The following is a 25074-nucleotide window of genomic DNA, read 5'->3' on the forward strand; positions in this document are numbered from 1 at the left end:
GGACAGGCGTGCGCGGGGCAACGCGCGCAGTACGAGGCTGTGACAACCGGCCAACAACCGCAGCGCCCTGGCGGGGCGGGGTACCACTTCCCCCGCCCGGGCCGGAGCAGCCGGACGGCTGCTCCGGCCGGTGCTGTCAGAGCTCTTCGAGGCTGGTCAGCAGCGCCAGGAGCTTGTCCTTGGAGAGCGGCACCGTCTCGCCCTCGGCGTCCGCGCCGCCGGTCAGCAGGACGGGCCCGTGGTAGTCCTGGTAGGTGAAACCGAAACGGAAGGCCAGCACCGTCGCGAGCTTGTTGACCGGGTGGTTGTAGAGCCCTTCGTCGTCCAGCCACATGTCGAGCCGGCTGGTGAGCCCCACGACGTCCACCCGCTCGCAGCGGATAACGGAGCGCATGACGGTCAGCCGGGAGTCGGAGTCGGAGTCGGCGGGCAGGTTGACCGGGACGATGTCCGCCTCGGGGGTGATGAGCAGGGCACCGGGCGTGCGGGTCATGGGTGACTCCATCTCTCGCAGAGATGTGTTCTCGGTGTGGGCCGACTGCCACCACCGACCAACAAGACAACTATGCCCCACATGGATCACCGACGTCCATGGGAACCGCCCAGCACCGGCAGGGAAACGCTCCGCCGCTCCGGGCCGGGTGGGGCGCAGCCGGTCGGACTGTGCCCCAGTGGCATCGACGTGCCGCAAGATGCCACGCACCAAATCAGGCAAGCCGCTGCGGATCTCCACCGGCCCCATCGCCTGACCTCGTCCGGCAGCTCACGTCCAAGCCCCCGAGACCGGCCGGCCTGTGCCCCCGGAAAACAGGTCGCACCCGCCCGCCGGCTCGTCTTACGGTGGTGGCCGCCGGGTGGAGCAGGTCGGTAGCTCGCTGGGCTCATAACCCAGAGGTCGCGGGTTCGAATCCCGCCTCGGCCACGAAGGAACGGGCTCGTCGCATACACGCGGCGGGCCCGTTCGCCTGTCACCGAACCGACAGCAGCACAGTCAGCGCCCGCAACCATGCGGAACGGCGTGAGCGCACTGTCCGCCGCAGCGGTTTCCGTACCCGGCGAGCGTAGTCGCGACGGCTGCGGACAACCCCTCGCTCCCGAGGGCATCGGGCAGGGCTTCGGGCACAGGGACGATGTCCGCGACGAAACGGGCGGGATGCGTGGAGCGCGACAGCTCGCACGCGTGACCGTTCCCAGGAACTGATGTACCCATCAAGTTCGAAAGCGGAGACCGTCGAAATCTGATATTGCTTTGCTCCGGAAAGCCCGATGGTCTGCCAAGGCCCACCTCTCAAAGGAGAGGTGGGCCTTGTTGCTTTTGCGGCGGGGCCCGGAAGAGACGAGACCCGCCGCGCGGCATCTTCCCGGAGGCATCGCGGCGGGCCTCCCGGACCACCAGGAGTGGCCCCATGGATGCTCGCACGATGGTGTTGCTGATGATCATTGCTGCGGCCGTCGGCTATGCCGCCTATGCGCACCCCGCCGTTGGTATCGCGCTCGTCGTGGCGGTGACAGTCGTCGCGTTCGTCTACGTGGTATTCAAGGACGACGAGAAGAACCGCAGGCCGTGACCCGGCCGCCGGGCTGCCGTGGGTAGACGAGAGCGCCCCGCCAGGACGGAAGGGTGCTCCGCCCGGGTGTCAGCCCAAAGGTGCGGCCTCGAGCGCCATACCTCCCACCAGGCCGGCCACACCGGCCGCGGGAAGCCCTCCCCCAGGCCCTTGCCCCAACATCCGGCGCCCCGGGCCCCCGTACGGGCCACGGCACGGCAGGAGTGCCACACCCCCACCACAGGGCGCCGGGGCGCAGCACACCGACTGCGCCCGGAGGTTGGTCAGTCCTGGACGATTCGCAGGGCCCGGGACTGGCCGGCCGTCGGCTGTCCAGGGGCTGCCCCCTGACGGAGCAGCGGGGTGGCGGAGGGCGGCCCCCTACGGAGCCCCGAACGCCACGAACGAGGCCGTCGGCCGGGGGCTTCGCGGGCGGCAGGGCCAGGCCCCTGAGGGCCCGGGAGCCCCGTGCGGGCCTGGGCCCACCGACCCTGACGGGCCGGGAATGCCCCTGCAGGACTCGCGCCTGAGCACGCCCGGCCCATGGTTGATCAGCACGACGAACAGCGCCGAACGGCTGCGCGCGCCTTCAACGCCAGGCCCGAGCGGATCGGGCACGGTACAACCGCCGCGCCCACCGGCAGCGGCCGGTGCGCCCGACCGCGCGCCGCATCGGGAGATGTAAGGATCAGCAGCGATGGCGACCGGCACGGTGAAGTGGTTCAACCCCGAGAAAGGCTTCGGGTTCATCCGGCAAGACGACGGCGGCCCCGACGTCTTCGTCCACTTCTCCGCCATCCAGACCACCGGCTACAAGGAACTCCGCGAAGGACAACACGTCGAGTACCAGGTGACCCAGGGCCCCAAAGGACCCCAGGCCGAACAAGTCATCCCCCGCGGATAAGACACGAACGGCGGCGGGCTCTCAAAGGACGCCGGCTGCTGCGGGCAGCCGGTGAGGAACCCTACCGGGTAAAGAATCCATCGATCACGACCGTGCGGCAGGCGATGTCGGCGCGTCGCCACCCGGCCGAGAGATCGAGGTGCAGGACCGCCGTCATGGGATCCCGGTCCTCGGCGCACACCTTGGACCTGTCCCAGCTCGTCTGCTCCTGGGTCTGAAGAGCGGGCGTGAACTGGTACTGCCCGCCGCCATACAGCAGCAGGCCGTCGACCAGCGGCTGTCCATCCGCCGCCGGATGGAGGATGCAGGCGAAGGCAATGGGCCTGTCCTTCCACCACAAGACGCGCCGGTCGGCCGGACTACCGGCTCGGGTCTCCCTGTTCATGGCGATGGCCGTTCCCCACGCCTGGACCAGAGTGCCGCGCACCCCCAGGGCACCCGCGAACTGCTCCAGGGCGACGGTGATCGCGCGCTGTATCTCCGGATGAAACACATCGGCCCGGGGCCCAGATCGCGCAGCGTCCGCCGGACCGCACCATCGTGCAGGGCAGCGGTCCTTTCCACCTGGTCCCACGTGGCCTCCGGACCCGCCCCCTGGGCTGCCAACAGAATCACCGAATTCTGGTGGTGCTCCACCAGCTTCCGGAAGAAGCGCCGGACCTCTCTGCTCGCGCCAGGCAACTCCGTACTCAGCCGCGTGCCCACATCCCCGCTACGACGCCTGAACAGTGCCAAGACCCTCCCCCTCACACCCAGGCACCCCCACCCCAACCCAACCGTCGGAACTCTGCCAGGCAGCGGAGCCGCCTGCCGGGACAATCACGCAGAACCCCGCGGGGCCGACCCCGAAGGCGGCGCACCACAGAACGGCCGACGAGGCCAGAGCCCGCTGAGCGGCGGGCAGGAGAGCGCCCCGGGAGCCGCGCGAGGTGCAGGCAGCAATCACCTCCAGCAGCCGACAGACCACAGCATGGCCGCCGCCTGGCGAGCATGGCGCAGCGACGCGATCGTGGTGAAGGGAACGAGTGCGGCCCGGGCGATGCCAGCAGGAGCGTCCTTAACCTGCTCGAGCACCCTCGGCCTGGCTGAGCCCGTAGAACAGCGTCAGCGGGCGCGCCGCAGGGCCGACAGCCTCGGATGCGCGGAACAGCTGCTCAGCCTGCTCCAGAGCCGCGGCGTAGGTCTTCCTCCGGGACCCGCTGTTCGCCCGGCCAGGAGGACTCCACCGGGTCCCCCGAAGCCGCTCCCACGCACTCTCGCTCACCATCGCACGCCCTCCCCGCCCGGAGGCTACCCGCCGCATCAGCCGCGGGCAGCTCATGCAGGACGAAACACACCCGGCTCCGGGCGGAGCCGACCAGACACTTCACGTCGCCAAAGACCGATGCCGCCCGTGCGGCCAAGAAGGAAGAGCTTCCCGTGGCCGGGGCGGGTTCTGGACTCCGGGGGACGGGGCACTGCGCGGGCCATGCCGCCGCGTCATGCCGAGACCACGCCCTCCGGGGATTTGGCCCCTTGCCCCGTGCCGGGCGGTGCGAGCCTTCTGCGGCGACCGGAACATGCCTTGTCCACCAGTTCTGCGGCCAGAGCAGTCTGCTGGTAGTGGACCTGTTTTCCGGTCCTGGCCCTGGTGACCAGGCCTACACGGTGAAGGTGGGCAAGATGGTAGGAGACCGTTGAGGGACTGAAATGGTGGTGCCTGGCGAGGTCGCTGGTTGTGCGGGCCGAGGCAAGGCTCATCAGCAGCGCGAACCGGGTGTGTCCGATGACGTCGACGAGGGGATGCTGCGCTGTTGCGGCGGGGCGGGCGGTGGTGGCTCCGCTTGTGGCCGGGTAGATGAGGTAGGGGCCGCGCTGGTTCCAGGGATCCATGCTGAGCAGCCAGTTGGAGGCGAGCGGGGACGGGAACAGCACGATGGGCAGGTCCGTCGAGGTTGGCACCGCTCGGCTGCTGGGCAGGCTCAGGGCGTCCGCGTAACAGATTATCGCCGGGTGCAGGGAGTTCAGCGCGGTGGCCAGGCCACACCGGACGGTGAGCTGGGCCCAATGGTCGATGTCGTCGTTCGCGCGGGCCCGGAGCACGGGCCATACCGGTGCGATGACTGCCTTCCACAGGGCCTCCATCTCGCGGGCTGCCTGCTCCGCAAGGTGGTCTTCTCCCAGGTCCAGGAACGGACGCACGGCTGAGGCCGTCCGCTGTTGCGCGGCCGGCCCGCGGCCGTCGACGAGCCGAGTCATCTGCCGTGCGACCACGCCGGCGGGAGTACGGGTGATGCGGTGGAGTTCGTCGTCGAGAGCGGGAGCGTCGTGTGCGGTCAGTGCCGGGGTGAGGAAGTCCGGCGCGTAGTCACGGATGTCATGACGTAGTGCGGTCAGGAGCGGCAGGCGTCCGTCCGCGAAGGTCAGGCGCAGCGCATGCCGAACGGCCTGCGTCAGGCCGGACGCCGCGGGAGCCTGCGGGTGCAAGACGGCCGCTGCCTGCATGACGGGAGACACGGCGAACCGTGTGCCGGCCAGTGCGCGGGCCCCCAGAGAGATGTCGATCATGAAACTAGTCCAGCATACGTTTCGAACCTGTTCGAAACGTTCGCCCGCAAGTGGCATGGACTGGTTGGCTTCGCCCTTGGGACCGGTACGAGGTCGTAGCGGTCGGAAAGAACGGAGAGAGCCTGTGAAGGCAAGGACTTTGGCACCCCGGTACCTGGCGCAGATATCAGCGGTTACTGCCGCCATGCTCATCGGAACTGCCGGAACCGCTGCAGCCGCCGCCGACGCGCATGACGTTCGTGCGCCCAGAGCGGCGAGCACTTCACCGGCCGACAAGCCGACCGCATTCCGGCCGATGCACCTCTTCAAGTACAAGGACGTCAAGTATCTGGGCAAGGAATGCGGCAAGAAGGTCGTCTCCGAGGTACGGGGCCGCGGCCCCATGACCTTGACGCTGGCGCACTCCGCCAGCGTCAGCAACACCTACTCCGCCAACATCGGGGTCAACGTGGGCGACCTTTCGGCTGCCGTCGGATACGACGTCACCAAATCCAGGACGATGACCATGTCCGGCTCATACACGGTGCCGCGCGGCAAGTACGGAACCCTGCAAGCACATCCGCTCTATGAGGTGAAGTCCTTCAAGGCGTACCTCAAGATCACCGGCGACTATTTCGGCAAGGGAAAGACGTACAAGGTGATCGGCTACTGCTATACACACACTGCCAAGTAGGGCTCAGCCTCGATCTTGCATGAGGGTCCGTCAGCTTACTGACGGACCCTTTCCGCTTGTTCGAGGTGGAGCTTTCTGCGGGTGGACAGGTTGGTGGCCCGGCTGTCGCGTCGGGTGGGCGCCGGGTTCCACGTCTCCGGGTGTGACGGGTGCTCGTCGGGGCAGGTCGTTGCCGCTGGTCAGCCCGGATTCGGCAGGGCTCGCAGCCGCTCGAACGCGCTGGTGATGATGCCGGTCCATTGCCAGTGGCGGGCCAGGCGTAGCGTGTGGCGGCGGGCGGTCGTCACGACCGGCTGCCGGGCCCCCGGAGCGTGAGAGCGCGCAGCGCCCGGACCAGGCCGCAGCGCAGCAAAGTGCCCGGCACGCAGCGAGGCGGGGCGGGGAGCGAAGCGGACCGCCCCACCAGACCGGCGCGGACGGCACAGCGCCCCGCACCCGGGAAGAGAACCGGCACCGCGCCCCCACGATGATGCGCCAGGCCGGACTGCTGCGCCCGGCCCCCCGCAGGCGGTGACGCGAGGCCGACGGCTCCGGCCAGGCCCCGGCCGCCCGGCCTCCCCTTACCCGGCGACCGAAGGGGGGCCGGAGAGGTGAGGGGCGCAGCCGGAAGGCTGCGCCCCGTGGATCAGACCCCGTCGTCCCACCTTCGGCAGTGCTCGCAGGCGAGGGCGGCGGCCGTGTCGGGGCCGGGGGCGTCGAACTCCTCCGCCCAGCGGGTGAAGTCGGCCTCGCTGGTGGCGAGCAGCTCGATCTGGTCGGCGACCGGGCCGGGCAGGACGGCGGCGATGAGCAGCCCGGTGCAGTCGACGTCCAGGGTCAGGCCGATGACGGTGAACGTCCTCGTGGCTGCTGCGGTCATGCGATCAGCTCGAACGTCGCACTCTCGATGGCCCGGGTACGCAGGTCTCCCTCGAACACCACGGCGACGTAGGCGCCGTTGCCGCCGCCCCAGAGGGTCTCGGGACTCTCGCCGCCCTCGCCCTCGGCGCGGTGCGGGAAGTGCTCCAGAACGGCCCCTGCCGCGTTCTGTTTGCACCTGTTTCTGAACCTGAGTGGCTTCTGGCGAGCGAGCCGATCTAGAGTCGTTCCGTTGGGGCTACTCGTCCGATCTGCTTTCTGAAGATCTTCGCAGCCGCCGTAAAAGCGCCCTCCAGCTGCGGAAAACCACCTCGACAACCTTGTACCTGAGCGGCAATGAGCTCACCGACACAGCCGACTGAATCAACAGCTAGGAGAGGCCAACATGACCGCGTCACGGGCGCCCCTGACCCGGGACAGCCTGCGCGTGAAGATTGTCGTGCAGCGGGTGCGGCTGGCAGGTACGGAGTACCGCGTGATCCGGCCGGCCAGACCATTGAAGAACGGGGCGCTCTACAAGGCCCGTGACTCTTACGACATGTACGTGGACCGCACCGATGGCAGACGCATCGGCACCCTATGGCTGCTCGCAGCGCGATCGCCACGATCGTTGGTCTACCTGCCGATGCGCACCACTCCGACCGCGCCCGATGTCGGCTGGGAAGACGAGCAGCCACTCGACCTCGTGCTGGCGCCCCGCGCAGTGCAGCTGCGTCCTTCCCGCTGGAAGCAGATCCGGGAGCATCTCAACACGGCCAATGCTCCCCGCGAGCTACACACCGCGAGTGTCCCGGAGCGAGACCTTCCCGACCTTGAGGCTGACTACAACGTTCCGGACAATCCGAAGGAGCCGAACGAGATCCTGCTCTACCAGCACGTCTACGCCGAGACGCTGCTGCTGACCGGCGGACCCGCGGCCTTCCGAGAGGGAGCGAAGGAGATATTCGCCGTAACGAAGGACGGACCTCCTCATGCCGCGACCAGGCATTACCTTCCCGGCGCCTGCAACTACCACATTTGCCGAGGCATGTACGAATGGGACGAACTGGATAAGCACAACTGGGAACAGCTCCACGTGGAGTTCTGCCCACAGTGGGCAAGATGACGATGACTGCTGACCTTTCCGGATTGGCTTGCCCCGGCACCTGGTGCATGAAGCCGCTGACAGGCTTCGTCGACGGTGGGAGAGTGGTGCTCAGGGCCGCGCTTCCGGCCGGGGCAGGGCCAAGGCGATGGCCCCGGCCTTGAGAACGATCAGTCCCGCTGGGCTTCGCGGGACGCCGGCTGCCCGCTGCCGCGGTCGTCGATCCACCCCACGACCCAGTGCTGGGTGTCGTCCTCGTCATCCGGGTCGTCGTCGGGGCCGGTGCTCAGCGCGGGTTCGGGCAAACTGAGAGGCGAGATGAGCGGGGTTCAGGAACACTGCCCTGGTGATCGTGATGCAGCCCGTTTTGGAGATCTCCATCCCTGACGGCTTCGCCCTATGGCCTGTCGCTGAGGTCGAGCCGTACAGCTTCCTGCCACTCAGTGGCCAGCTCGATCCCGCTGAGGTCGGGACAGCGCTGATGCGCATCGCCGACTGCAACAACATCGATCCACACCCCGACGAGGACGACCGCCCGCCTCGGCCCGCAGACCCACTCAGATCCTTCCTCCACGGGCTGCTCACCCTCGACCACCTCTTCGCGGCCGGCGGCCTGCGGGTCACGGACGGCTCCACGGGGATCTCGTTCCTTCCGGGCTGCTGCAGCGGGCTGGAAGACTGGCGTGACTGGCACGAGGTCCTCGACGGCAGCGGGAGTGCCTCCTTCGGCCACGACCCGGACCCTCTCGCCGAGCGCTTCGGCGAGAGGGTCCGGTTGACCGTTGACGCCGAGCAGAGCGACAGCCCGGTCATCGAGGCATCCGTCACCGAACTGCGCCGTCTTCTCGCCGGCGCCGAGCGAGACCTGATTGGCTTCGCTGCCCTCACAGCCGACTGGGCTGCTCGGCACCTGCCCGACCACGCCGCCTCCGTTACCTCCGCGGTCGCCCGCGCCCTGGACCTGCCCACGTCGGTCGTACCGTCCAAGCCGTAAATCGACGTTCTGCCACGCGGTCAACCAGTGGGCGGTCGTCAGCATGTTTGCGGGTAGCCGACTCGGTTCTTCAACAACCACGCCGACAGAAGTCTTCGCTGATCACGCAGCCACTGCCTCCGCCGCCGAGGGCGGTTCAGGGAACCCGGACTGCTCGTCGAAGAGTTCTTGCTTCCGGAGGCAGTGGTAGAGCTGGCCGATCATCCGGTCGAAAAGGTTCCTCCGGGCGGCTGCGTGCCAGTCGCCGGCCTCGCGGCGGCGGCGATGCGGGACAGCCGGGCGCGCTGCTGTCCGATGCCGCGGCAGCCATCCAAGGGGCGCAGGACGTCCGGCCGGACGGCGGCGACGGCATCGACGTAGGCGCGGCCGCCGAGGACGACCAGCTGGCGACGTGGTGGAGGCCGAGGCGGCCGGCCTGGGCGCGCAGCTGGTCGGGCCGGACGCTGCCGGGCTCGCCCATGCGCAGCTCGTACGGGGCCAGCAGCTCGTCGAGCGACACGAAGCCGTGGGCCGCGGAGAGGACCAGGACGGTGCCGACGCTGCCGGCGATGGCGTGCGCGGCCCGTCGGCACAGCCGGTGGAACGGACCGACGTAGAGGTCCGCGGCCGGGACGGGGACGGTCGTGGCGAGCTTGGCAGCGCTGCACGGCACCACGACGACGGGGCCGTCGCCGGCGGAAACGGGGCTGGTGTTCACGGCGGTGTCCTTCGCATGGAGGCAGGCCGGGCCCGCCGCGGCAGGTGGCGGGCCCGGGGGCAGGATCAGGCGGCCAAGGCCAGGTGGCTGAGGTAGTCGGCGACTGCGGCCTCGCCGAGCTGGTGGCGGATCGCGTCGCCACGGGCCCACTGCAGTTGGCCGTCAAGGGCGTCGAGCATTCGGGCTGCGGCCACGACGGCAGACAGTCGCAGGTCCTGCTTGAACGTGTGGCCGATCCTCTGCTCCAGGGCCACGTACGTGGTCGGGAGCGAGCGACCGAGAGCGAAGCGGCACGAGCGCGTCAGGGCCGGCCAGGACGCAGTACACACAACTCAGCCGCGGAAGGAGCGTGTCGCAGATCGGGTGGTACTCCAGGCCCTCGGAAGCGATCTCTTCCCAGACCTCCCAGTTCGACAGGATGAAGATCGGGCGCCACGTCAGTACAAGCCGCTTGCCGTCGCTGGTGCGCGTATCGATGAACAGCCGAAGTTGCTGGCGGCGAGCGGTGGATTCGGCGGCGCGGATGCCGAGTGTCGACGGTCACGTAATTCCCCAGGGCAAACGTCACGTAATTCCCCAGGCATCCGTCTGTCTCCTGTCGGCGGACTGCCGCTGCCGCCGAAGCCTCAACCGGATAGCTCATCCGAATGTGTGCTACCGTCCGGCTGAGCGGATGACCTATCCGATTGGTTGCTGGGGTGGAGGCGCACATGAAGAAGACAGCAGTGGTCACGGCCGGAACAGGGGGCATCGGCCTGGAGACGGCGCTGGGGCTGGCCGTCGCCGGGTTCGCGGTCACGGTGATCGGGCGCGACGCCGAACGGGGAGCCAAGGCCGTCGAGCGGATCAACGCGACGGGCCCGGTGCACCCGGCCCGGTTCCTGTCCGCGGACCTCGCCTCGCTCGACCAGGTACGTGCGCTCGCCCGGACGATCGCGGTCGACCACGCCGCCTCGGGGGAACCGCTGACGGTGCTGGTCAACAACGTCGGGGCGATGTTCGCCGAGCGCCAGACCCGGGGCGGGGTCGAGGCGTCGTTCGTCGTCAACCACCTCTCGCCCTACCTGCTGACCGAGCTGCTGCTGCCCACACTCACGGCCGGTGCGCCGAGCAGGATCGTGAACGTGACGTCGGGCGCGGTCGCCGTGGCCAAGCGCGTGTTCGACGCCGTCGAGCCGCCGGGCGGCTACTACGGCTTCCACTGGTACGGTCGCGCCAAGCTCGCCAACCTGGCCTACACCTTGGACCTGGCAGACCGGCTGGACGGCACGGGCGTCTCGGTCTTCGCCGCCGATCCCGGAGGCGCCGCGACCGACATGACCAACGGCACCATGACCGACCCGAAGATCGTCTCCCCCGCCCTGCGGCTGCTGTGGCCCCTGGTGCGCCGCACATTCGAACGCTCGACCTCGGGTCCGGCCTCCGCGGCAGCCAGGCCCTCCATCGCGGCCGCCACCGACGAGACGCTGACGGGCCGAACCGGCATCGTCATCGGCGCCCAGGCGCACCCGGTCGCCCCGCACCGGGCGGCGGCCGACCCCCGCGTCGCCGAAGCCGTACGCCGACTCAGCGAACGGCACGCGCCGCTCGCCCCCGCCTGAGCGTCGAGCGGGCGGCGCGGCGCTGCGGGTACCCGGCGGGCGGCGGAACCATCCGGATGAACCATCCGATTAGCATGGCCTCATGACGACTCCTCTACGCAAGGACGCGGCCCGCAACTGGCAGCGGATCGTCTCCGTCGCCCGCGACCTGGTCGACGAGGGCACACCGTTGCAGCTCAACGACGTCGCACGCCGGGCCGGGCTCGGCGTCGGCACCGTCTACCGTCACTTCGCCACGCCCGAGGCGCTGCTGGAGACCGTCGCCGCGCCATGCCTGGAGGCCCTGGCCGCCCACGGCCAGCAGGCGCTGACCGATGCCGACCCCTGGCGCAGCCTGACGGGCTTCCTCTTCCACACCGTCGAGGCGCAGGTCACCGACGCCGCCTTGCCCCCCGTCGCCGCCGCGGCCACGGACGCCCTGCCGCGCACCACGGAACTCAAGAAGTCACTGGCATCGGCCGGCGCCACCCTCCTCGCCCGGGCCCGCGATGCCGAAGTGGTCCGCCCCGACCTCGCCGCCGCCGACCTCGTCCCGCTCATGTGCGGCATCGCCCACGCCGTGAGCGTCCACGGCGGCACCCCCGCCGACCGGGTCGACACCGCACACCGCTACCTCGCCGCCCTCCTCGAAGGCTTGCGCACGACACCACCGAGCACGTAAGCGACCCGCCCCACGGTGTACCGGCGGCCTCCAGGCGCACCCGCCCAGCGACTCAAGATCGACCACGACCGGAGGCGTGTCAATGTACGTGCACGATGGCGATCCCCCTGGGGAACTCTGGCCACGCAGGTGGGGAATTACGTGACGCGGAACCGATCGAGGATGGGGAATTACGTGACGGCCGACACCGAGGCAGTTGATGACGATCGCTTGCCGGTCCAGGCCGAGGGCGGCGACGATCTCGGTGAGCAGCACGTTGGCTTTGTCGCGCTTCAGAGACGAAGTGCAGAGCCTTCGGGCTGCGTCGGGAAACATGCCCCGCTTCTCCACCAGGCCGAGCAGGCCGCCGCCGGAGTCCACGGCGACGAAACGCAGCCCGTAGCGCTCGGCCCGACGCTCGGCGAGCTCGCGCACGCCGGGCCACTCCGAGGTGTCGCCCAGGTCGCAGTGGACAACGACGACCTTGTCCTTGCAGCCGACCCGGGCCGCCCAGGTAGCCAGCCGGTGGAGCATCACGAGCGAGCCCTTGCCAGCACTGGAGTGCACGAGGATGGCGTCGGCGGCGCGGATCAGCTCCAGGGGCATGGCGGCCAGTTCGTCCAGGACGCCGGCCGCGACGGCCGACCGGCGCTTGCCGCCAGTGGCGCGGCCGCGGGCGTGCGGGGCGTGGAGGTCGGCGAGCTCGCGGTTGGCCGTACGGGCCGCGGTGAAGGCGCGGCGCACCTTGGCCTGGCAGTCTGCCTGCGGCGGCCGCGGTCGGCGTACGTGGCCCGTGCCGCTTCCAGCACGTCGGCGGCGGCCCGCCTCTGGGCGCGGCCCCGGGGGGTGGCCAGCTGCTGCTCGCAGCGGCCGTTGCCGGTGAGCGCGTCCACGGCGGCCTGGCTTGCCCGGGCACAGGCGCGGCCGGCGGCGGTGTACGCGGCGTCGGCCTGGTCGGCGCGCCGAACAGCTTCCAGCAGCTGCAGGCGGTCGTTGATGTCCATGGGAGTCCTCACGGGTGCGCGGTGGTGTTCTCGGCGCCGGGCGGCTGCCACTGCCGCCCGGCTGGGATGGTGCGGTCAGCTCGAGGCGCAGAACCGCTGCGGGCGAGGCGGGAAGTGACCGAGGTAGCCCTGGAGCCACGCGGTGACGTGGCCGGCACACAAGGCCGCGTCGGCAGCGGCGTCCAGCGGTGTCGACCAGCCGTAGAAGATGGTGGCGGTGGCCGAGGCGCCCCTGAGGGCGCCTCGGCGTTGCGCGGGGAAACGGGTCAGAACGGGTGTCCGTCCATGCCGACTGCGTAGATGCCCGCCCGGCCAAGCAGTGCGGCCTCGGCCTCGTCGTGGGCGTAGTCCCACCCTTCGGCGGCGCGTACGTCCGCGTAGGTGTGGGAGTGCCCGCGCTCGCACGACCATCCGGCGTGCGTGGTGCGGACGGCGGCACCGCAATCGCGGGTTGCGGGGCCGTCTTCGGTGTCGAACTCGACGAGCCAGCCGCAGCGCTCGTCTTCTTCCGGGGTAGAGGCCATGGCTCTCTCTTTTCTGCGGGCTGTTGCCCGTCGCGTTGGTGGTTTCCGGTTGTTGGCGGCTGCCACTGCCGCCGTGAGGAGTGGTGGGCGGAGCCGGAGGGCGGTGGTCCGCCGCCCTCCGGCGGGGCCCTATCGGGCGAGGCGGGCCTTGCGGAGGTGGTAGGCCCAGCGGCCCGCGCGGTACCGCACAGCTGCGGACCCGGGGAACTCGCCGAGCCCCTTGTAGAGCTTGGTGACAGTGCGCTCGGACATGTCCTCGATCGCGCCGACGGCAGTGGCCTCGCTGGGGAAGACGAATCCGACGGTGCGCGGCTCGAACGCGGCGGGGCCGAGTGTGTAGAAGTACACGCGGTACCCACCGTTGGGGTCGTTCTCGCTGAACAGGCCGAGCACGACGGCCTTGCGCAGGCCGGTGCTCTTGCCGTCGATGTAGCGCGGGGCGCGCACGACCGTGCCCGCCGCCAGGACGACCGGGGAGGTGGTGGTGGCGGTGGCGACGGTCATGGCGAACTCCTTTGAGATGGGAGAGGGGGAGGTGCTGGCCGGAACCCCGAACAACGAGATAACCATATCCCTCACTCATCACGGACGCCAAGGGGTGTCCCGCAATCAGCACGACATCTCCGATCACCCGGGCGCGCAGCACCGGCACGGGTTCGCCCTTCGACCTCTTGCGGCGCACCGGCTGGGGCATAGCGCGCAGCGGCGGGAAGACGGGTTTGCCGCCGGTGTGCTCGTTCCACTTCTTCTCGAAGCCGGGCCGCTGCTTGTCAGCGACTCCGGCGGGCGCGGCGACGATGAACGCTTCGGTGCGGGGCAGGCCTTCGGTGTCGGGAAGGTAGTGGGCACGCCGGATTCCGGAGGTGGCGCCGGTGACCAGCCGGACCTTCTCGGGGAAGCGCTCGGCGAAGCCGCTGACGATGAGTTCGGCTCGCTCACGCGGGCCTTCATAGACGGTCCTTAGCGAGCGCCAGGCCTGTCCTTCTGCTGCTTGCCGCGGCACCGGGAGTCCGTTCCGGGGCAGTGCGGTTCCGTGTCGACCGGTGCGCCGTTCTGGTCGACGACCTTGTGCAGACGGCGGCAGCGCGGGGTGCGCGGCACCGCAAGGCCGCACGGGCGCACGCCGTGTCCAGAGCTCAAGGCTCGTGAGGAAGAACGCGTCACCGTACGGCAGCTCATCTATCAAGGGTCCCGAACCCGACTGGCCCTTGGGGCAGAACGTGCGAGGACCGGCCGGCGCCCAGCGCCACCAGTCTTTCAACAGACCTCGACGGTCGGAGGTGTCGTAGGGGTCACCACGGCACCGACCGGACCACACACGTCCTGCCCCGGGCTGGACAACGCCGCCCCGGGCCCATCCGAGAACCAGAACCTCTAATTACTAACGAATTAGAGGTGTCGGCGCAGGAAATGGGCTTACCCAGGGGGTCTGAGCAGGGAAAACGCTCGAGATCACGAAAAGGGGGGTTCACACCTCCGGTAGTACCTCCGGCGCAACTTTGGGTCCGCCTGTGCAGACAACTGTGCAGACAACTGTGGGTGCAACCCTCTTCCGGCGGCACGCCGGCAGGCTTGCCCAGACCTCACGGACCGCCCGAGCCGTCGAAATGGCGCAGGAGTCGGCCAGCTGCCCGGCGCTGGCGCTGCTCTTTGGCAAGCTGCCGGGCGAAGGGCTGTCCCGTAACTGTTGGTTGTCACCGGGCGGCGGCGTGCAGGTCCCGTGTGTACCAGTCGAAGCGTGTGCCGTCCTTGCTGTGCGTCGGCTTGCCGGGGGTGAACCCTGCCCGCTGCGCGACTGCGGCAGATGCGGGATTCTCCGGCTCTACCTGGATTACCGCCTCCGCCCCGCCTTCAGTCGCCGCGTACTGGGACGCCAACAGGACCGCGCGGGTAGCCAGGCCACGCCCCCGCCAGGACGGATAGAGGCCGTAGGCGACATTCACCTGGCCGGGCGCCAGACCTTCTCCTGCGAACCGCAAGTCGATCGTGCCCGTGAGCACCTCGTCGGCACCCATCCGGATGCCGAACGCGCGGAGCGGCCCGGCGGTGTCCCACTGCTCCCGGCAGTGCCGGAAGTACGCTTCGGCGCCCTCTCGGGTGCCGGCACCGCCGTTGAGCCAACGAACGAGTAGCTCGTCCTCCCCCGCGAGGTGCGCCTCCACATCGTCCAGGCGGAGAGGGGACAGAGTGATGATCCCGTCGGACAGCTTCACTTCATGCATCCGGTGATTCTTGACGCCAGAGCCGTGCCCGCACCATCGAATTCTGCGCGACATCACGCGGACCTCCCGGGCCAGGAGATGATCTCCGTGTGACTGCTGTGATCACGGCGTCGCAGCCGACCTAGATAGCCCCGTTCACCGGTCTGAGCCCACGTGCCTTGGGGAAGCTTGTGGCGGTTCTGCGGCGTGAGGGTGCGGATGCGGTCCGCAAGGGCCGGCCGTGGAGCCTGCCGCTGGAGGACCGTGCCTTGCTGGTCGCGGCCTACTGGCGGACGAACCTGACGATGCGGCAGCTCGCGCCGCTGTTCGGGGTGTCGAAGTCGGCGGCGGACCGGATCATCGACCACTTCGGGCCGATGCTTGCCCTTCGGCCCCGCAAGCGGTTCGCCAAGGACACCGTGCTCATCGTGGACGGCACCCTGGTCCCCACCCGGGATCACACCATCGCCGAGCGGTCCAAGAACTACCGGTACTCCACCAACCACCAGGTCGTCATCGACGCCGACACCCGCCTGGTCGTCGTGGTCGGCCGGCCGCTGGCCGGGAACCGCAACGACTGCAAGGCGTGGGAGGAGTCCGGCGCCAAGGCCGCCGTCGGCAAGACCCTCACGATCGCCGACGGCGGATACCCGGGCACTGGACTGGCCATCCCGCACCGCCGGCAGCGCGGTCAGATTGAACTGCCGGAGTGGAAAGAGGAACACAATCGGTCCCACAAGCAGGTCCGGGCCCGGGTCGAGCACGTCTTCGCCCGCATGAAGACCTGGAAGATCCTCCGCGACTGCCGTCTCAAGGGCGACGGCATCCACCACGCCATGCTCGGCATCGCCCGGATGCACAACCTCGCCCTCGCCGGATAGGCGGACGGCCGGTACGGCAGCCCACCAGCCCGAGGCAACTCAAAGATCATTTACGGGACAACTCTTAGTAGTGCTTGGTCAGTTCGGTATCGGTTCTGGCATGTCGCGGTGACAGGTGGGGCAGGCGCCGGTCCGGACCGCGAGGAGTAGCTGCATTGCGCGGGCGGCCTGGTAGAGACTCAGGCCGACGCCGTCTCTTTCGGGGACCGTGTGATGCGCTGGAGGGTGCAGAAGGCGTATGCGACGGAGACGAGGGTGACGTGGTGGTGCCAGCCTCTCCCGGAGGCCTGCGCATTCCTGGAGAAGCGCTGCGCAGGAATCCGGCCGCTGCCCGCACGTGACCTCACGCGTCGTCGCAGTCCCGTGGTGCTAGCTCCGACACCTCGTACGAGAGACCGGCGGGAACTGCGGCGTCCACCGCATGCACCAAGCGGTCGGCACTGTTGTACATGTCCGGGGAGACGACGATCACGCATCCGCACGCGCCGAACAGCGTGCGGTCATCGCCGTCCCGTTCCACGCCGGCGAGCTCATCGAAACGGATCTCGTGCAGTTCTCCGTCACCGTCCCGTTCGACCATGCCCGAAGCGGTCAGCACCAGGCGGGCGGCCCGCGCCTCGCGGAACAACGCCCGGGCGAACAGCGGCGGACGGAACACCTCGCCTGCGGGAAGTTCACCGGACCTCCCGCACCCGCCCTTCGGCAGAACCCTGCCGTCGGGGAACGCCAGACGGGGCTCGACGTCCTCCGCCACGGCGAGCAGCGCGCCGGACAGGGCCTTCTCGAAGCAGGCCCGTACTTCCTCTGGGGTGACCGCCTGCAGGGCGGTGATCCGGGTCTGCGCGTCGCGGTAGGGCAGTGAGAATAGTTCGGCGCAGGCAGCCAGGTCGAGTTCGGGCTCCGCGGCGCGCGGGTCCCCGTACGCCTCGCGGAAGCCCTCGATCTCCTCGTCGAGTTCCGCCTTCGTGCATGCGTCCGTGGCGAGGCGGACCGCCTCGGCCCACAGCAGCTCCGCGATTTCCGTCTCCTGCCCGGCACGGGCGTCCACCTCGACTATGGTCTCCTGCGTACGGCTGTCTCGCAGCACGCACTCCGTGTCGACGGCGTAACTCAGACCGCGGTGGTGCCGAGCGAGTTCGGTGAGCCGGTGCGTCAGCAGCGCGAAGCCGAGCCTGGCGGCCATCGATCCGACGGGTGTCACGAGCGCGATCGCGGCCCCTCCTACGGGCGACTCCTCCCAGGCGGGGCCGGAGCGCGCCGGAGCAGGCTGGTGCAAGGGGCGCGTGCCAGCGGGGAGGGGCAGGCGCAGGCCGTCGGGCGGCGGGGCCGTCAGCTGCAGTACGGCGTTGCCCTGGGTGAAGTAGGTGGCGGCGTGGGCACGCACCGCGTCGACCGTCAGCCGGTCGTAGCCGGGACCGCGGTAGAGGGCGAGCCCCGCCCCTCTGATCCCGTGGCGCTGGTTCAGCAGGAACGACGCACTGCGTCCCGCGCCGGCGGAGCCCTCCGCCGTCAGGACGCCGGCCTCCTTCTCCATGCGCTCCAACGGCAGGTCCGACAGCGCCCCGCACACGGTCTCGAGGAACGCGCGTACCTGCTCTGGCCGGCCGGAAGCCGTGAACCGGGTCGCCTCCAGGTCCACCGACGCGTTGTGGTCGTGATGGAGCCGTGGCAGCGAGCTCATCGCCAGGTGCTCGATGAGGTGCGTGACCCCTCGGGTCCGGTACGTCTCGTCACGCACACCACATCCGAAGGTGAGGGTCGCTGTGAGGGGCGCGGGCCCCTGCTTCCACAGGACAGTCACTCCGTCCACGGTCGTGCGCTGCATACGGCGACCCTAGCTGTACCGCCAACTGCGTGACCAGCGGGTTCCTGTCGGGCGCGCGTCATCCTGCCGACTGGGCCGGTGGACGACCAACCGTTGGTGGACCGCCAACCGGATCCCGACCTGTACGGACGGCTGCGCGTACAGACACCGATCTCGGACCCTGGTTCCACGATCCCTGCGCTACGCCGTGGCAGCTTCACGCTCACTGCCCGCGGCATGGCGCAGGCGGGCATCGCCAGGTGCAGTACCGGCGGCCTCCGGCACCGTGGGACCCGCGGCGAGCTACCCGCAGGCCGGATGACTCCTCCGCGGCTTCAGACCTTGGGGCGCTTGCAGCCCTTGCGGCCGTCGGCGAGCTGCTCGAGCAGCTCGGCCGGCTCCGGCCGGGTGCCGCTGCCGAGGTAGCGGATGCCCTCGCCTTCCGGAGCGGTGCCGGCGTCCTTGCCGATCGGGTGGCGCCGGCTGGTCGCGGTGCGCCATCCGTACCGCTCGTCCCACACCAGCGCCGGGGAACTCTGACCGGCGGCGAGCGGCACGGCTGCCGCCAGGTGCTCGCCTGCGAGTTGGCGCACCTGAACCTGGACCGGCTCGGCGACGCCGGCCTCGGCCAGGGCGTCGGCGACCTGCTGCAGGTACGGTCGGGCGCGGCGGATGCGCAGTTCAGCCTCGGCGATCGTCGCGGCGCCGCGGTGGGTGACGGTGGGGTAGCCGAGGCGCTCGGCGGCCTCGAGCGGGCTGAGCTCGGGGGTGACCTCGACCAGGTCGGCGATGCGTCGGCCGCGGAGCTGCGCGAGGCCGGCCTGGGCGGTGGGGAACTTCGCAATGCCCAGGATGTCGGCGACCTCGGTGAGCGTGATGGCCGGGTCGTCGTCGAGGAGTTCGGCGATCCGGGGCAGGATTTCATCGCGCGGGATCATGTCGCCGCTGCCGGTGCGGCGGCCGCCGCCTGCGCCGCGGCCGGGCCGGGATGCCTTGTACTCGCGCACCACGCGGCGCGGCCAGTGCTCCGTACCGTCCTGTTCGGGGACGAGGATCACGTGCTCGGCCAGCTTGGGGTCGCCCTTGTACTTGTTCCAGCTGGCCGGCGAGACGCCGAGCTCGGCGGCGGCCTCGTGGCGGTCCAGCAGGTCCTCCTCGTCGTCGACCTCCGGCAGGGCCGGAACGGGCTGGCCGGCGTGGAAGGCTTCGGTCTGCTCGCTGTCCCACAGCAGCGCCCTCGAGGTCGGCGAGCTGATCGGGGCGGGGTGCCCCTCCTGAGTGTGGGGCTTCTTGTTGCGGAAGGTGCCGAGCGGCATGCCCAGCTGGGCGGCCAGGTCGGCCATGGTCTGTGCGTACTTGAGGCGTCCGGCGCGGATCATCTTCTTCGTTTCTCCATCACGGTGCGGGCGGGGCGCCGGCGAGGGTGCCCCGCCCAGGGCGGGCGTCAGGTGGTTGAGGGGTCCGGCAGGCAGTTCGGCGGTAGGCGAGGGCGACGGCGGCGTGGGTGAGCGGAACCAGGTCGGCGGCGGTGATGACATAGAGGGCATGCGGGGCACGGCGCGTGGTGGTCACGCGGATGCCGGCGGTGTCGCCCGGGCCCGAGGCGAGGTCCGGCAGGAGGAGGCCGTCGGGGTGCCACTGCGCGATGACATCGGCATCGGCCAGGCCACGGGCGAGCTCGGCAAGTCCGGCGGACGCGGCCGCGGCGCTGGCCGGCCAGGCCAGCTGCGCGCTCAAGCCGGAGGCGCGCTCGGCGGCGTCGGTGACGGCGGGGGCTTCGAGCTCTTGGACGTGGTGGTCGGCATCTCGCCGGGCGAGGTAGACGGGCATGAGCTTCTCCTTGCGTGAGGTGTGTTCGGTGCCGGCGTGCTGCCACGACACACCAGCGAGACAACAATAACCCCTTCACGTCACCATCGACAAGGAAGCGCGTACCTCACGTGGCGCCGGACGGATACACTCACCAATGAGACCGCCTCTCGGGTTCTCCCGCGGAGTGTGTGTTTTCGGTTGGCCGGCGCCCTTGCCACCCGCTTCGGCGGATTGGGCGCCGGCCTTTTGCGTGCCCGCGAATCGCCAGGCCGTCCCCCGTCACGCATCAGCCAGGCAGCACAACAGACACCTTCAGGCATGCCATATTCCGCGATCGTGATGCACATGTGATATAGTTGTCTTATCGTTCTGGCGGCTGGCCAGCACACGAAGACACCTACGAAGAGCAGGACTTGCAGATCAGCAAGAGACGCTCGTGGCTGCCCAGGAGAACCGGTGAGAGACAGGGACGTCGTATCGGCCATGCTGTCCGACGACGAAAGCCGCGACGTTCTGACCCGGGTGATCCTTCCGGCATGGACCAAAGGCGCTGCTCGCCAGGACCGGCCGGTCGTCGTGACCGTCGCCGGCCGGCCGGGCGCGGGGAAGACCCAAGTCGCTGACCTCGTACAGGCGGTGCTGGACCGTCGAGGCGGCGCGGTGCGGATCATCAACCGTCGTCCAGTCCAGGCCGCGGCCGTCGAGGTAGCCCCACCAGTCCTTCAGGTCGTGGGCGTACGCCTTGATGGTGTTCGGCGACCGCTCGATCGCCGTCAAGTAGGACAGGAACGACTCCACCGGACCGACCGGACGCAGATCGTTCCCCAGTGGTGTCCACGACTCCGCCATCGAGTCGGGCGCCAACACCCGCTGTACACGCATCGCACCTCCAGCTCCTGCGTGATGGACAGCGGCAGATAACCGCATCCGCCAAGGGAGACGGGCGAACTTCAGACTGCTTCACGCACAATGAAGGACACCCCGGTGCGGGCTCAAGATAACGGCCGTTGACGAGCTTGCCGCCTCGAAGCCCCGGCTGTCCGCGCCGACGGCGGCGTCCGCCTTGACGGACCGCGAGTCGATCACCGGCCGTCGGCTGCGCGTCCCGCCCCAGCTCCTCGCGGGCCCTCGCGCGCAGCCGGTCGTGGAACTCCTTGACCAGGCGTTGTCGCGCCAGCGGCGGAAGAATGCGTAGGTGCGGTCCCACGGCGGGAAGTCGACGGGCATCGCCCGCCAATTGATCCCGTTGTCCACGAGATACCGGATCGCAGTGAGCATGGCCCGGTGGCAATAGACCTCCGGCCGGCCGCCCCGATCGAGCAGCCGGCTCGGCAGGCCGCGGGGGCGACGGCGATGTGCGTCCTGTCGACCCTGGGCGGGCCGAGCAGAGCGACGTTGGCCTTGCCCTCGAGCGTAAGCGCTCGACGGTCGGTCAGCGCTGCTCAGGCTGCGGCGAATGGGTTGCCTGGTACCGCTGTGTTGCTGATTTCGCAGCTGCTCAGGTGCCTGGCTGGAGGGTGCGCGGAACAGGCAACATAAGCCATGCCTCGGACGGAGACGCCGAGTTGAACTCCAGGAACGACAACAGCCACTAAGGGGGGACTTTCGGCCGTGAGACGCGCCTCAAGGTGTTCGATTTGATCGGCCGGGTCGTCTCCGGAGATCGGAATGTTCATCCTGAACTGAAGCCAAGGACGGTCTCCCTGATCGCGGACAGCCGGGGTGCAACAGGAAGATGGTGATCTGCTCAGGTTCCCAGGTCCAGGCGGACACGGCGTACAGCTCGCAGACCCACGTCGTCAGCCAGCCGATGTGCTCCCGGAGCCGTTCCCCGCTCGCGGTCATCCCCGCCCGGGTGGCAACGCGTTGCACGCCCGGGCCACCAGCGGGCGGTGTGCCGTACTGCGCCGACGAGGGCCTCGGCCCGGGCCGCGTCCAGCTCGCGCCGGCCCAGGCGCCGGGCGAGACGGGCGGCCCGGACCGTGTGCCGGAACGGCAGCCGCAGCAGCACCAGGCCGAGCGCGAGCCCGGCCGCGGCGGCCAGGCGCTCGGGGAAGGTGCCGGTGCGGACGGTGGAGTACGCCTCCATGCTGGTCACGACCGCCACCCTCACCGGCGGCGGCGCGTCGGGGCAGGTGCCTGGCCGCCCAGGGCGAGGCCCTGCGCGGCCAGTGCCTCGGCGACCGTTCGGACCTCGGCGGCGGCCTGCTCCACGCCGATGCCATACCGCTCGGCGTACTGGCCGGTGGCCTCCTTCTGGCTGGTGGAGGCGAGCAGGAGCATCACCGCGGCCGACGCGGTCGGCGTCAGGTAGGCCCAGCGGCCGGTCCGCTCGCTGAGGATCGCGCCGCCTTCGTCTGATGTCAGATCCTGCTGCCACCATCCCGCCATGCTCATCAGCCCGAAGTCAGCCCGCGTCATCTTCGCCGACATCACGCAGGACTGCGGCGTCCTCGTGGCCCCCGACGTTCTGCTCCGTACCGACTTCTTCCGCCAACACGGCCACTGTCATCGGCGACTTCGCGTTGCGCAGCTACAAGCACAAGGCACGGTGGACGTACGACGACCGGGACGTGAGGCGCGCCGGCCGCGCCATCGCGGAACTCCGCATCGCCCCCGAGGACCTCGTGGAAGTCCAGCTCCCCGTCGAGCGCGAGCGTGAGCTGGGGGCCTGGGACCGAGCCGACTGGCGCCGACGAAGCCCAGCTCACTGTCCGGCGGACAGAAGGTGCAGGCGACCACGCCTTCAGCAAGAGCGCGCCGGGCCGCATCCCGCGGGACTCCCCGTCCGCGCTTCCCGATCATGCTGCAGGCGCCGATATGAACGGCCGACGGTGTTTGCCCGATGCCGTACTCGATCACCCAGTCCGGGAGCCTCGGTGGTTCCGTGGGACGCCTGGCTTGCTCGGCTTCCAGCACTGAAATCCGCTGTCGGACCCGGTCCCGATAGAGAGTCAGCCAGGTCTCCAGTACCCGCAGCCGCGACAGATCCGGTGGCAGCTCGTCCACATCAGCCGGGCCGCCGCCCACCGGGCCACGGGGCCGTCCGCCATGGTCCACAGCTACGCCTCCCCATCGGGCAGGGTCTGCTGCTTCAGTGCCATTCGCGCGGCCACGCGGTCCTCGCCAGTGAAGGTCTCCCAGTACGGATGGGTGGCCACGGTGATGGACAGCTCAGTCAGCCGCTCCCGCAACTCCTTCTCCTCTGCAACCTGCTCGGGCGTGTAGCCCGGCGAGTCGGGCCGAGAGCGGTGCCGCCAGACGTCCGTGTCGTTGTACCCAGGGAGCGGGACCAGGGACCAAGGGAGCCCCCGGCAGAGCGCTACGTAGCGGGCCCGGTTCTGGTGAAGCTCCTGCTGGGCGCAGGTCATTGGGAAAATCGTACTCGCTTGCCACCCTCGCATCGTAAACCTGTTCGATTATCTGGGTGACGTCGGACGCGTCAGCGTTTCCGGCACCTCGTCGACAGTCCGAGCAGAACCGTGGCCATGGCGTGCCTGATGTGACCGTGCACCAGACCTCCTTCGTGGACGTTGCATGCCGTCGGCTGTCGGGTTCTCTCTCGGGACCGGCCGGCAGACGGCCGTCGGGTTACGCACCCCCGACTACGGAACCGGGACCGGAGACTACGCTGGCACCCCTTCTGACCGTCCAGGGAGCAGCGTGTCACCGGCCTTCGTCCACCGGATCACCAAGTACGACCCCGCCGACCGTGACGAGCGTGGCCACTACGTCGGCGCCGAGGACACGATGAGCGACCACGGGCCGGTCGAAGCGGCGTACTTGGCGGCGATCGCGGCTTTCGCGGAGACCTCAGGCATCGACCGCCTCGAGATCCGTGAGCCCGCAGTCACCGGCTTCGCCCACTTCGGCGTGGAGCCGCCTGCGGAGGGACACGGCCTGAGCGGGCTCTTCCCGCCCGATGGGACCGGTGGAATTCGTCTGGGAGGCGCAGGACGGGACGATCAGCCACGCCATCGTCGACGACACCGAGTACCAGGAACTCGCAGACCTGGTGGCCGACGCCCGCGCAGCCTGCGCCCTGCCCGCGTACCTCGGGGAACGCCACCCGTTGCTCTGCGCCGCCCTGCCCGACAGCGACGGCGTGCTGCGCGCCCGGTGGTGACCCGGTTCGCGTCGGTCGGGCCGGCCAATGCTGTGCATTGAAGTTGTCCGATCAGGCCAGGTGTCGCGCTCGGGCACACCTGACCCTCTTCCGGCGCGAGGACAGATTCTTCTTGCTGCACACACCGCGGATCGCTGTCATGGCGGTTGGTCATGACGACGTCGTACGCGGTGGCGCGCAGGTGATCGCGCAGTCCTTCGCGGGCTCCTGAGAGTGGACGGACTGGGAGGGCGCTCCGGGCCGGTTTGGGAAGGTGCGCTACGAGCTGTACCGGCAGCCGGCGTACAACCCCGACTACGCCCCGCCGGCGGAGCCCTGGGAGCCTCAGGAGGATCCGAACTTCCCGCACGCCGAGCAACCGCTTCCCGGAACGCCGGAACCGGACAAGACGGATGGCAAAAGCGCAGGTCACACCGCTTCCCGGAACGCCGGAACCGGGAACGCCGCATCCGGCGTTCCGGGAAGCGGTCGACGGCGTATTCCTGCAGGTCGCACCGTGTCCGGCGTTCCGGGAAGCGGGAGTGCTCACCACACACCCCCCAGGGGGAGGTAGGAACCTCCTCCTCCAACAAGCAGACGCCTGCGGCGCGGGGGAAGGCAAAGTCCGTGCGGCATGCGACCGACGAGCAGGTCCAGGCAGCGACGGAGTTCCTGCTTGAACTGAAACGCCCTTGGGCGGTCGGCCGTAAGCAGGCCAGGGATCTGGGTGCAGAGCTCGCCGAGGCGCTGCTGGAGGCGGGGTGGGCGCTGGATAGCTCGCTGGCCCTATGGCTGTGTCGGACTGAGGACGGCAAGAAGGCCCCCCGACAACCACAAGGCTGTGTTGCGTCACCGCGTGGAGCAGCTCGAGCGCAGGTCCAGCATCTTCCCGACCAGCGGCAACAATGTCGGGCCGATGATTCCCTCCGCCCGTCCGGGCATCCCGGAATGGTGCGGGGAGTGCAACCGGGGCGAGCGCCCGCGGACGCTGATGGAGCGGCTGATCGATGTGGGTGATGACGAGCAGGAGCGCTGCCCGAAGTGCCACCCCGCAGTCACCGGCCGAGCGCGTACGGCTGAGTAGACAATCACTAAAAAACGCCGCGACGGCCGGTAGTCCCCTGGAAAGGCCCGGCCGCCGCTCAACTCTCGAAGGAGTCACCTTGAGTATCCCCCAGACGTTCCGGGGAGAGCACCC

The 25074-nt window shown here is 69.5% G+C and carries 32 protein-coding genes, 1 tRNA gene and 2 pseudogenes; 13 read left to right on the plus strand and 22 right to left on the minus strand.

The features are described from left to right. Nucleotides 1–136: 136 nt before the first annotated feature. Nucleotides 137–493 (minus strand): DUF3846 domain-containing protein, encoded by a 357-nt coding sequence (locus ACZ4Z5_RS17515; protein WP_468263303.1) that lies wholly within the window; start codon nucleotides 491–493, stop codon nucleotides 137–139. Nucleotides 494–848: 355 nt separating this feature from the next. Between ACZ4Z5_RS17515 and ACZ4Z5_RS17520 the strand changes: the two genes are divergently transcribed. From ACZ4Z5_RS17520 to ACZ4Z5_RS17530, 3 genes are all read left to right on the plus strand, one after another. Beyond that, nucleotides 849–922 (plus strand) — tRNA-Met (locus tag ACZ4Z5_RS17520). A 484-nt stretch (nucleotides 923–1406) separates the two neighbouring features. Further along, entirely contained in the window at nucleotides 1407–1568 is a 162-nt protein-coding gene (locus ACZ4Z5_RS17525; RefSeq protein WP_468263306.1) for a hypothetical protein, read from the plus strand. 676 nt (nucleotides 1569–2244) lie between these two features. After that, complete coding sequence (locus tag ACZ4Z5_RS17530; RefSeq protein WP_468263309.1) at nucleotides 2245–2451, plus strand: cold-shock protein; 207 nt, start codon at nucleotides 2245–2247, stop codon at nucleotides 2449–2451. A 61-nt stretch (nucleotides 2452–2512) separates the two neighbouring features. Here the strand turns inward: ACZ4Z5_RS17530 and ACZ4Z5_RS17535 are convergent, their stop codons facing one another. The 3 genes from ACZ4Z5_RS17535 to ACZ4Z5_RS17545 all read right to left on the minus strand — a co-directional run bounded on the left by ACZ4Z5_RS17535 (nucleotide 2513) and on the right by ACZ4Z5_RS17545 (nucleotide 4998). Then, nucleotides 2513–2944, minus strand: coding sequence for a hypothetical protein (locus ACZ4Z5_RS17535; RefSeq protein WP_468263312.1), 432 nt, complete (start codon nucleotides 2942–2944; stop codon nucleotides 2513–2515). Between the two features lie 564 nt (nucleotides 2945–3508). Next, a complete protein-coding gene (locus ACZ4Z5_RS17540) occupies nucleotides 3509–3772 on the minus strand; it encodes a YaaC family protein (protein ID WP_468263315.1) in 264 nt (87 codons plus the stop codon). A 158-nt stretch (nucleotides 3773–3930) separates the two neighbouring features. Continuing rightward, nucleotides 3931–4998 (minus strand): ArsR/SmtB family transcription factor, encoded by a 1068-nt coding sequence (locus ACZ4Z5_RS17545; RefSeq protein ID WP_468263319.1) that lies wholly within the window; start codon nucleotides 4996–4998, stop codon nucleotides 3931–3933. A 184-nt stretch (nucleotides 4999–5182) separates the two neighbouring features. On the opposite strand from ACZ4Z5_RS17545, the gene ACZ4Z5_RS17550 reads away from it, so the two are divergent. Then, nucleotides 5183–5671, plus strand: a complete 489-nt coding sequence (locus tag ACZ4Z5_RS17550; protein WP_468263322.1) for a hypothetical protein — start codon at nucleotides 5183–5185, stop codon at nucleotides 5669–5671. A 625-nt stretch (nucleotides 5672–6296) separates the two neighbouring features. Here ACZ4Z5_RS17550 and ACZ4Z5_RS17555 read toward each other — a convergent pair. Next, on the minus strand, nucleotides 6297–6530 hold the full coding sequence (locus ACZ4Z5_RS17555; protein WP_468263325.1) for a hypothetical protein: 234 nt from the start codon (nucleotides 6528–6530) through the stop codon (nucleotides 6297–6299). Nucleotides 6531–6914: 384 nt separating this feature from the next. On the opposite strand from ACZ4Z5_RS17555, the gene ACZ4Z5_RS17560 reads away from it, so the two are divergent. After that, nucleotides 6915–7634 (plus strand): hypothetical protein, encoded by a 720-nt coding sequence (locus tag ACZ4Z5_RS17560; protein ID WP_468263327.1) that lies wholly within the window; start codon nucleotides 6915–6917, stop codon nucleotides 7632–7634. 149 nt (nucleotides 7635–7783) lie between these two features. Here ACZ4Z5_RS17560 and ACZ4Z5_RS17565 read toward each other — a convergent pair whose 3' ends face one another. Further along, a complete protein-coding gene (locus tag ACZ4Z5_RS17565) occupies nucleotides 7784–7918 on the minus strand; it encodes a hypothetical protein (protein WP_468263330.1) in 135 nt (44 codons plus the stop codon). 50 nt (nucleotides 7919–7968) lie between these two features. Between ACZ4Z5_RS17565 and ACZ4Z5_RS17570 the strand changes: the two genes are divergently transcribed. Next, complete coding sequence (locus tag ACZ4Z5_RS17570; protein WP_468263779.1) at nucleotides 7969–8607, plus strand: hypothetical protein; 639 nt, start codon at nucleotides 7969–7971, stop codon at nucleotides 8605–8607. A gap of 136 nt (nucleotides 8608–8743) precedes the next feature. Here the strand turns inward: ACZ4Z5_RS17570 and ACZ4Z5_RS17575 are convergent, their stop codons facing one another. The 3 genes from ACZ4Z5_RS17575 to ACZ4Z5_RS17585 form a co-directional block, all read right to left on the minus strand. After that, on the minus strand, nucleotides 8744–9304 hold the full coding sequence (locus tag ACZ4Z5_RS17575) for a DUF6884 domain-containing protein (RefSeq protein ID WP_468263333.1): 561 nt from the start codon (nucleotides 9302–9304) through the stop codon (nucleotides 8744–8746). A 65-nt stretch (nucleotides 9305–9369) separates the two neighbouring features. Then, nucleotides 9370–9558, minus strand: coding sequence for a hypothetical protein (locus ACZ4Z5_RS17580; RefSeq protein ID WP_468263335.1), 189 nt, complete (start codon nucleotides 9556–9558; stop codon nucleotides 9370–9372). Then, complete coding sequence (locus tag ACZ4Z5_RS17585; RefSeq protein ID WP_468263782.1) at nucleotides 9467–9829, minus strand: adenine nucleotide alpha hydrolase family protein; 363 nt, start codon at nucleotides 9827–9829, stop codon at nucleotides 9467–9469. The genes ACZ4Z5_RS17580 and ACZ4Z5_RS17585 overlap by 92 nt, the downstream gene beginning before the upstream one ends. Nucleotides 9830–10014: 185 nt before the next feature. On the opposite strand from ACZ4Z5_RS17585, the gene ACZ4Z5_RS17590 reads away from it, so the two are divergent. Both ACZ4Z5_RS17590 and ACZ4Z5_RS17595 read left to right on the plus strand, forming a co-directional pair. After that, nucleotides 10015–10905, plus strand: a complete 891-nt coding sequence (locus tag ACZ4Z5_RS17590) for an SDR family NAD(P)-dependent oxidoreductase (protein WP_468263338.1) — start codon at nucleotides 10015–10017, stop codon at nucleotides 10903–10905. A gap of 82 nt (nucleotides 10906–10987) precedes the next feature. Then, a complete protein-coding gene (locus ACZ4Z5_RS17595) occupies nucleotides 10988–11566 on the plus strand; it encodes a TetR/AcrR family transcriptional regulator (RefSeq protein WP_468263341.1) in 579 nt (192 codons plus the stop codon). Between the two features lie 569 nt (nucleotides 11567–12135). Here the strand turns inward: ACZ4Z5_RS17595 and ACZ4Z5_RS17600 are convergent. From ACZ4Z5_RS17600 to ACZ4Z5_RS17610, 3 genes are all read right to left on the minus strand, one after another. Continuing rightward, complete coding sequence (locus tag ACZ4Z5_RS17600; RefSeq protein ID WP_468263344.1) at nucleotides 12136–12549, minus strand: hypothetical protein; 414 nt, start codon at nucleotides 12547–12549, stop codon at nucleotides 12136–12138. Between the two features lie 266 nt (nucleotides 12550–12815). After that, nucleotides 12816–13073 carry a hypothetical protein gene (locus ACZ4Z5_RS17605; RefSeq protein ID WP_468263346.1) on the minus strand — a complete coding sequence of 86 codons (258 nt, stop codon included), beginning with the start codon at nucleotides 13071–13073 and terminating at the stop codon, nucleotides 12816–12818. Between the two features lie 129 nt (nucleotides 13074–13202). Beyond that, nucleotides 13203–13577, minus strand: coding sequence for a DUF6409 family protein (locus ACZ4Z5_RS17610; protein ID WP_468263349.1), 375 nt, complete (start codon nucleotides 13575–13577; stop codon nucleotides 13203–13205). Here ACZ4Z5_RS17610 and ACZ4Z5_RS17615 point away from each other — a divergent pair. Next, entirely contained in the window at nucleotides 13564–14037 is a 474-nt protein-coding gene (locus tag ACZ4Z5_RS17615) for a hypothetical protein (protein WP_468263352.1), read from the plus strand. The two genes, ACZ4Z5_RS17610 and ACZ4Z5_RS17615, sit on opposite strands and share 14 nt — an antisense overlap. A 730-nt stretch (nucleotides 14038–14767) precedes the next feature. On the opposite strand, the gene ACZ4Z5_RS17620 is transcribed toward ACZ4Z5_RS17615, so the two are convergent. Further along, a complete protein-coding gene (locus ACZ4Z5_RS17620; protein WP_468263355.1) occupies nucleotides 14768–15295 on the minus strand; it encodes a GNAT family N-acetyltransferase in 528 nt (175 codons plus the stop codon). Nucleotides 15296–15420: 125 nt separating this feature from the next. Here ACZ4Z5_RS17620 and ACZ4Z5_RS17625 point away from each other — a divergent pair, with 125 nt between their 5' ends. Next, entirely contained in the window at nucleotides 15421–16155 is a 735-nt protein-coding gene (locus tag ACZ4Z5_RS17625; protein WP_468263785.1) for a transposase, read from the plus strand. Between the two features lie 343 nt (nucleotides 16156–16498). On the opposite strand, the gene ACZ4Z5_RS17630 is transcribed toward ACZ4Z5_RS17625, so the two are convergent. The 3 genes from ACZ4Z5_RS17630 to ACZ4Z5_RS17640 form a co-directional block, all read right to left on the minus strand. After that, on the minus strand, nucleotides 16499–17980 hold the full coding sequence (locus tag ACZ4Z5_RS17630; RefSeq protein WP_468263357.1) for a peptidase M16 family protein: 1482 nt from the start codon (nucleotides 17978–17980) through the stop codon (nucleotides 16499–16501). Nucleotides 17981–18294: 314 nt separating this feature from the next. Next, nucleotides 18295–19338 (minus strand): DUF6292 family protein, encoded by a 1044-nt coding sequence (locus tag ACZ4Z5_RS17635; protein WP_468263360.1) that lies wholly within the window; start codon nucleotides 19336–19338, stop codon nucleotides 18295–18297. Nucleotides 19339–19354: 16 nt separating this feature from the next. Then, nucleotides 19355–19789 (minus strand): hypothetical protein, encoded by a 435-nt coding sequence (locus tag ACZ4Z5_RS17640; RefSeq protein ID WP_468263363.1) that lies wholly within the window; start codon nucleotides 19787–19789, stop codon nucleotides 19355–19357. Nucleotides 19790–20254: 465 nt separating this feature from the next. Here ACZ4Z5_RS17640 and ACZ4Z5_RS17645 point away from each other — a divergent pair. Then, nucleotides 20255–20386, plus strand: a pseudogene (locus tag ACZ4Z5_RS17645) (hypothetical protein); the annotation flags it as partial. Between the two features lie 105 nt (nucleotides 20387–20491). On the opposite strand, the pseudogene ACZ4Z5_RS17650 reads toward ACZ4Z5_RS17645, so the two are convergent. The 6 genes and pseudogenes from ACZ4Z5_RS17650 to ACZ4Z5_RS17675 all read right to left on the minus strand — a co-directional run. Next, a pseudogene (locus tag ACZ4Z5_RS17650) lies at nucleotides 20492–20698 on the minus strand (hypothetical protein); the annotation flags it as partial. Between the two features lie 33 nt (nucleotides 20699–20731). Continuing rightward, the gene (locus ACZ4Z5_RS17655; RefSeq protein WP_468263366.1) at nucleotides 20732–21049 is read right to left on the minus strand and encodes a transposase; all 318 of its coding nucleotides are present in this window, start codon (nucleotides 21047–21049) and stop codon (nucleotides 20732–20734) included. Between the two features lie 469 nt (nucleotides 21050–21518). Continuing rightward, nucleotides 21519–21869: a hypothetical protein gene (locus ACZ4Z5_RS17660; protein ID WP_468263369.1), complete on the minus strand. Its 351-nt coding sequence runs from the start codon at nucleotides 21867–21869 to the stop codon at nucleotides 21519–21521. A gap of 11 nt (nucleotides 21870–21880) precedes the next feature. Next, a complete protein-coding gene (locus ACZ4Z5_RS17665; protein WP_468263372.1) occupies nucleotides 21881–22192 on the minus strand; it encodes a PqqD family protein in 312 nt (103 codons plus the stop codon). An 87-nt stretch (nucleotides 22193–22279) separates the two neighbouring features. Next, nucleotides 22280–22831 carry a DUF6233 domain-containing protein gene (locus tag ACZ4Z5_RS17670; RefSeq protein ID WP_468263375.1) on the minus strand — a complete coding sequence of 184 codons (552 nt, stop codon included), beginning with the start codon at nucleotides 22829–22831 and terminating at the stop codon, nucleotides 22280–22282. Between the two features lie 2 nt (nucleotides 22832–22833). Further along, nucleotides 22834–23142, minus strand: coding sequence for a hypothetical protein (locus ACZ4Z5_RS17675; protein WP_468263378.1), 309 nt, complete (start codon nucleotides 23140–23142; stop codon nucleotides 22834–22836). A gap of 560 nt (nucleotides 23143–23702) precedes the next feature. Between ACZ4Z5_RS17675 and ACZ4Z5_RS17680 the strand changes: the two genes are divergently transcribed. Next, nucleotides 23703–23897, plus strand: a complete 195-nt coding sequence (locus tag ACZ4Z5_RS17680; protein WP_468263381.1) for a hypothetical protein — start codon at nucleotides 23703–23705, stop codon at nucleotides 23895–23897. Nucleotides 23898–24732: 835 nt separating this feature from the next. Continuing rightward, a complete protein-coding gene (locus ACZ4Z5_RS17685) occupies nucleotides 24733–24960 on the plus strand; it encodes a hypothetical protein (RefSeq protein WP_468263384.1) in 228 nt (75 codons plus the stop codon). Nucleotides 24961–25074: the final 114 nt, after the last annotated feature.

This window comes from Streptomyces sp. NPDC030222 (genome assembly GCF_055573115.1).

What these genes read in the sequence shown, in the direction of transcription:
- ACZ4Z5_RS17515 (WP_468263303.1), bottom strand. Translation starts at nt 493, where the DNA reads ATGACCCGCACGCCCGGTGCCCTGCTCATCACCCCCGAGGCGGACATC.
- ACZ4Z5_RS17525 (WP_468263306.1), top strand. Translation starts at nt 1,407, where the DNA reads ATGGATGCTCGCACGATGGTGTTGCTGATGATCATTGCTGCGGCCGTC.
- ACZ4Z5_RS17530 (WP_468263309.1), top strand. Translation starts at nt 2,245, where the DNA reads ATGGCGACCGGCACGGTGAAGTGGTTCAACCCCGAGAAAGGCTTCGGG.
- ACZ4Z5_RS17540 (WP_468263315.1), bottom strand. Translation starts at nt 3,772, where the DNA reads ATGAGCTGCCCGCGGCTGATGCGGCGGGTAGCCTCCGGGCGGGGAGGG.
- ACZ4Z5_RS17545 (WP_468263319.1), bottom strand. Translation starts at nt 4,998, where the DNA reads ATGATCGACATCTCTCTGGGGGCCCGCGCACTGGCCGGCACACGGTTC.
- ACZ4Z5_RS17550 (WP_468263322.1), top strand. Translation starts at nt 5,183, where the DNA reads ATGCTCATCGGAACTGCCGGAACCGCTGCAGCCGCCGCCGACGCGCAT.
- ACZ4Z5_RS17555 (WP_468263325.1), bottom strand. Translation starts at nt 6,530, where the DNA reads ATGACCGCAGCAGCCACGAGGACGTTCACCGTCATCGGCCTGACCCTG.
- ACZ4Z5_RS17560 (WP_468263327.1), top strand. Translation starts at nt 6,915, where the DNA reads ATGACCGCGTCACGGGCGCCCCTGACCCGGGACAGCCTGCGCGTGAAG.
- ACZ4Z5_RS17570 (WP_468263779.1), top strand. Translation starts at nt 7,969, where the DNA reads ATGCAGCCCGTTTTGGAGATCTCCATCCCTGACGGCTTCGCCCTATGG.
- ACZ4Z5_RS17590 (WP_468263338.1), top strand. Translation starts at nt 10,015, where the DNA reads ATGAAGAAGACAGCAGTGGTCACGGCCGGAACAGGGGGCATCGGCCTG.
- ACZ4Z5_RS17595 (WP_468263341.1), top strand. Translation starts at nt 10,988, where the DNA reads ATGACGACTCCTCTACGCAAGGACGCGGCCCGCAACTGGCAGCGGATC.
- ACZ4Z5_RS17600 (WP_468263344.1), bottom strand. Translation starts at nt 12,549, where the DNA reads ATGGACATCAACGACCGCCTGCAGCTGCTGGAAGCTGTTCGGCGCGCC.
- ACZ4Z5_RS17605 (WP_468263346.1), bottom strand. Translation starts at nt 13,073, where the DNA reads ATGGCCTCTACCCCGGAAGAAGACGAGCGCTGCGGCTGGCTCGTCGAG.
- ACZ4Z5_RS17610 (WP_468263349.1), bottom strand. Translation starts at nt 13,577, where the DNA reads ATGACCGTCGCCACCGCCACCACCACCTCCCCGGTCGTCCTGGCGGCG.
- ACZ4Z5_RS17620 (WP_468263355.1), bottom strand. Translation starts at nt 15,295, where the DNA reads ATGCATGAAGTGAAGCTGTCCGACGGGATCATCACTCTGTCCCCTCTC.
- ACZ4Z5_RS17630 (WP_468263357.1), bottom strand. Translation starts at nt 17,980, where the DNA reads ATGCAGCGCACGACCGTGGACGGAGTGACTGTCCTGTGGAAGCAGGGG.
- ACZ4Z5_RS17635 (WP_468263360.1), bottom strand. Translation starts at nt 19,338, where the DNA reads ATGATCCGCGCCGGACGCCTCAAGTACGCACAGACCATGGCCGACCTG.
- ACZ4Z5_RS17640 (WP_468263363.1), bottom strand. Translation starts at nt 19,789, where the DNA reads ATGCCCGTCTACCTCGCCCGGCGAGATGCCGACCACCACGTCCAAGAG.
- ACZ4Z5_RS17655 (WP_468263366.1), bottom strand. Translation starts at nt 21,049, where the DNA reads ATGCTCACTGCGATCCGGTATCTCGTGGACAACGGGATCAATTGGCGG.
- ACZ4Z5_RS17665 (WP_468263372.1), bottom strand. Translation starts at nt 22,192, where the DNA reads ATGACGCGGGCTGACTTCGGGCTGATGAGCATGGCGGGATGGTGGCAG.
- ACZ4Z5_RS17675 (WP_468263378.1), bottom strand. Translation starts at nt 23,142, where the DNA reads ATGACCTGCGCCCAGCAGGAGCTTCACCAGAACCGGGCCCGCTACGTA.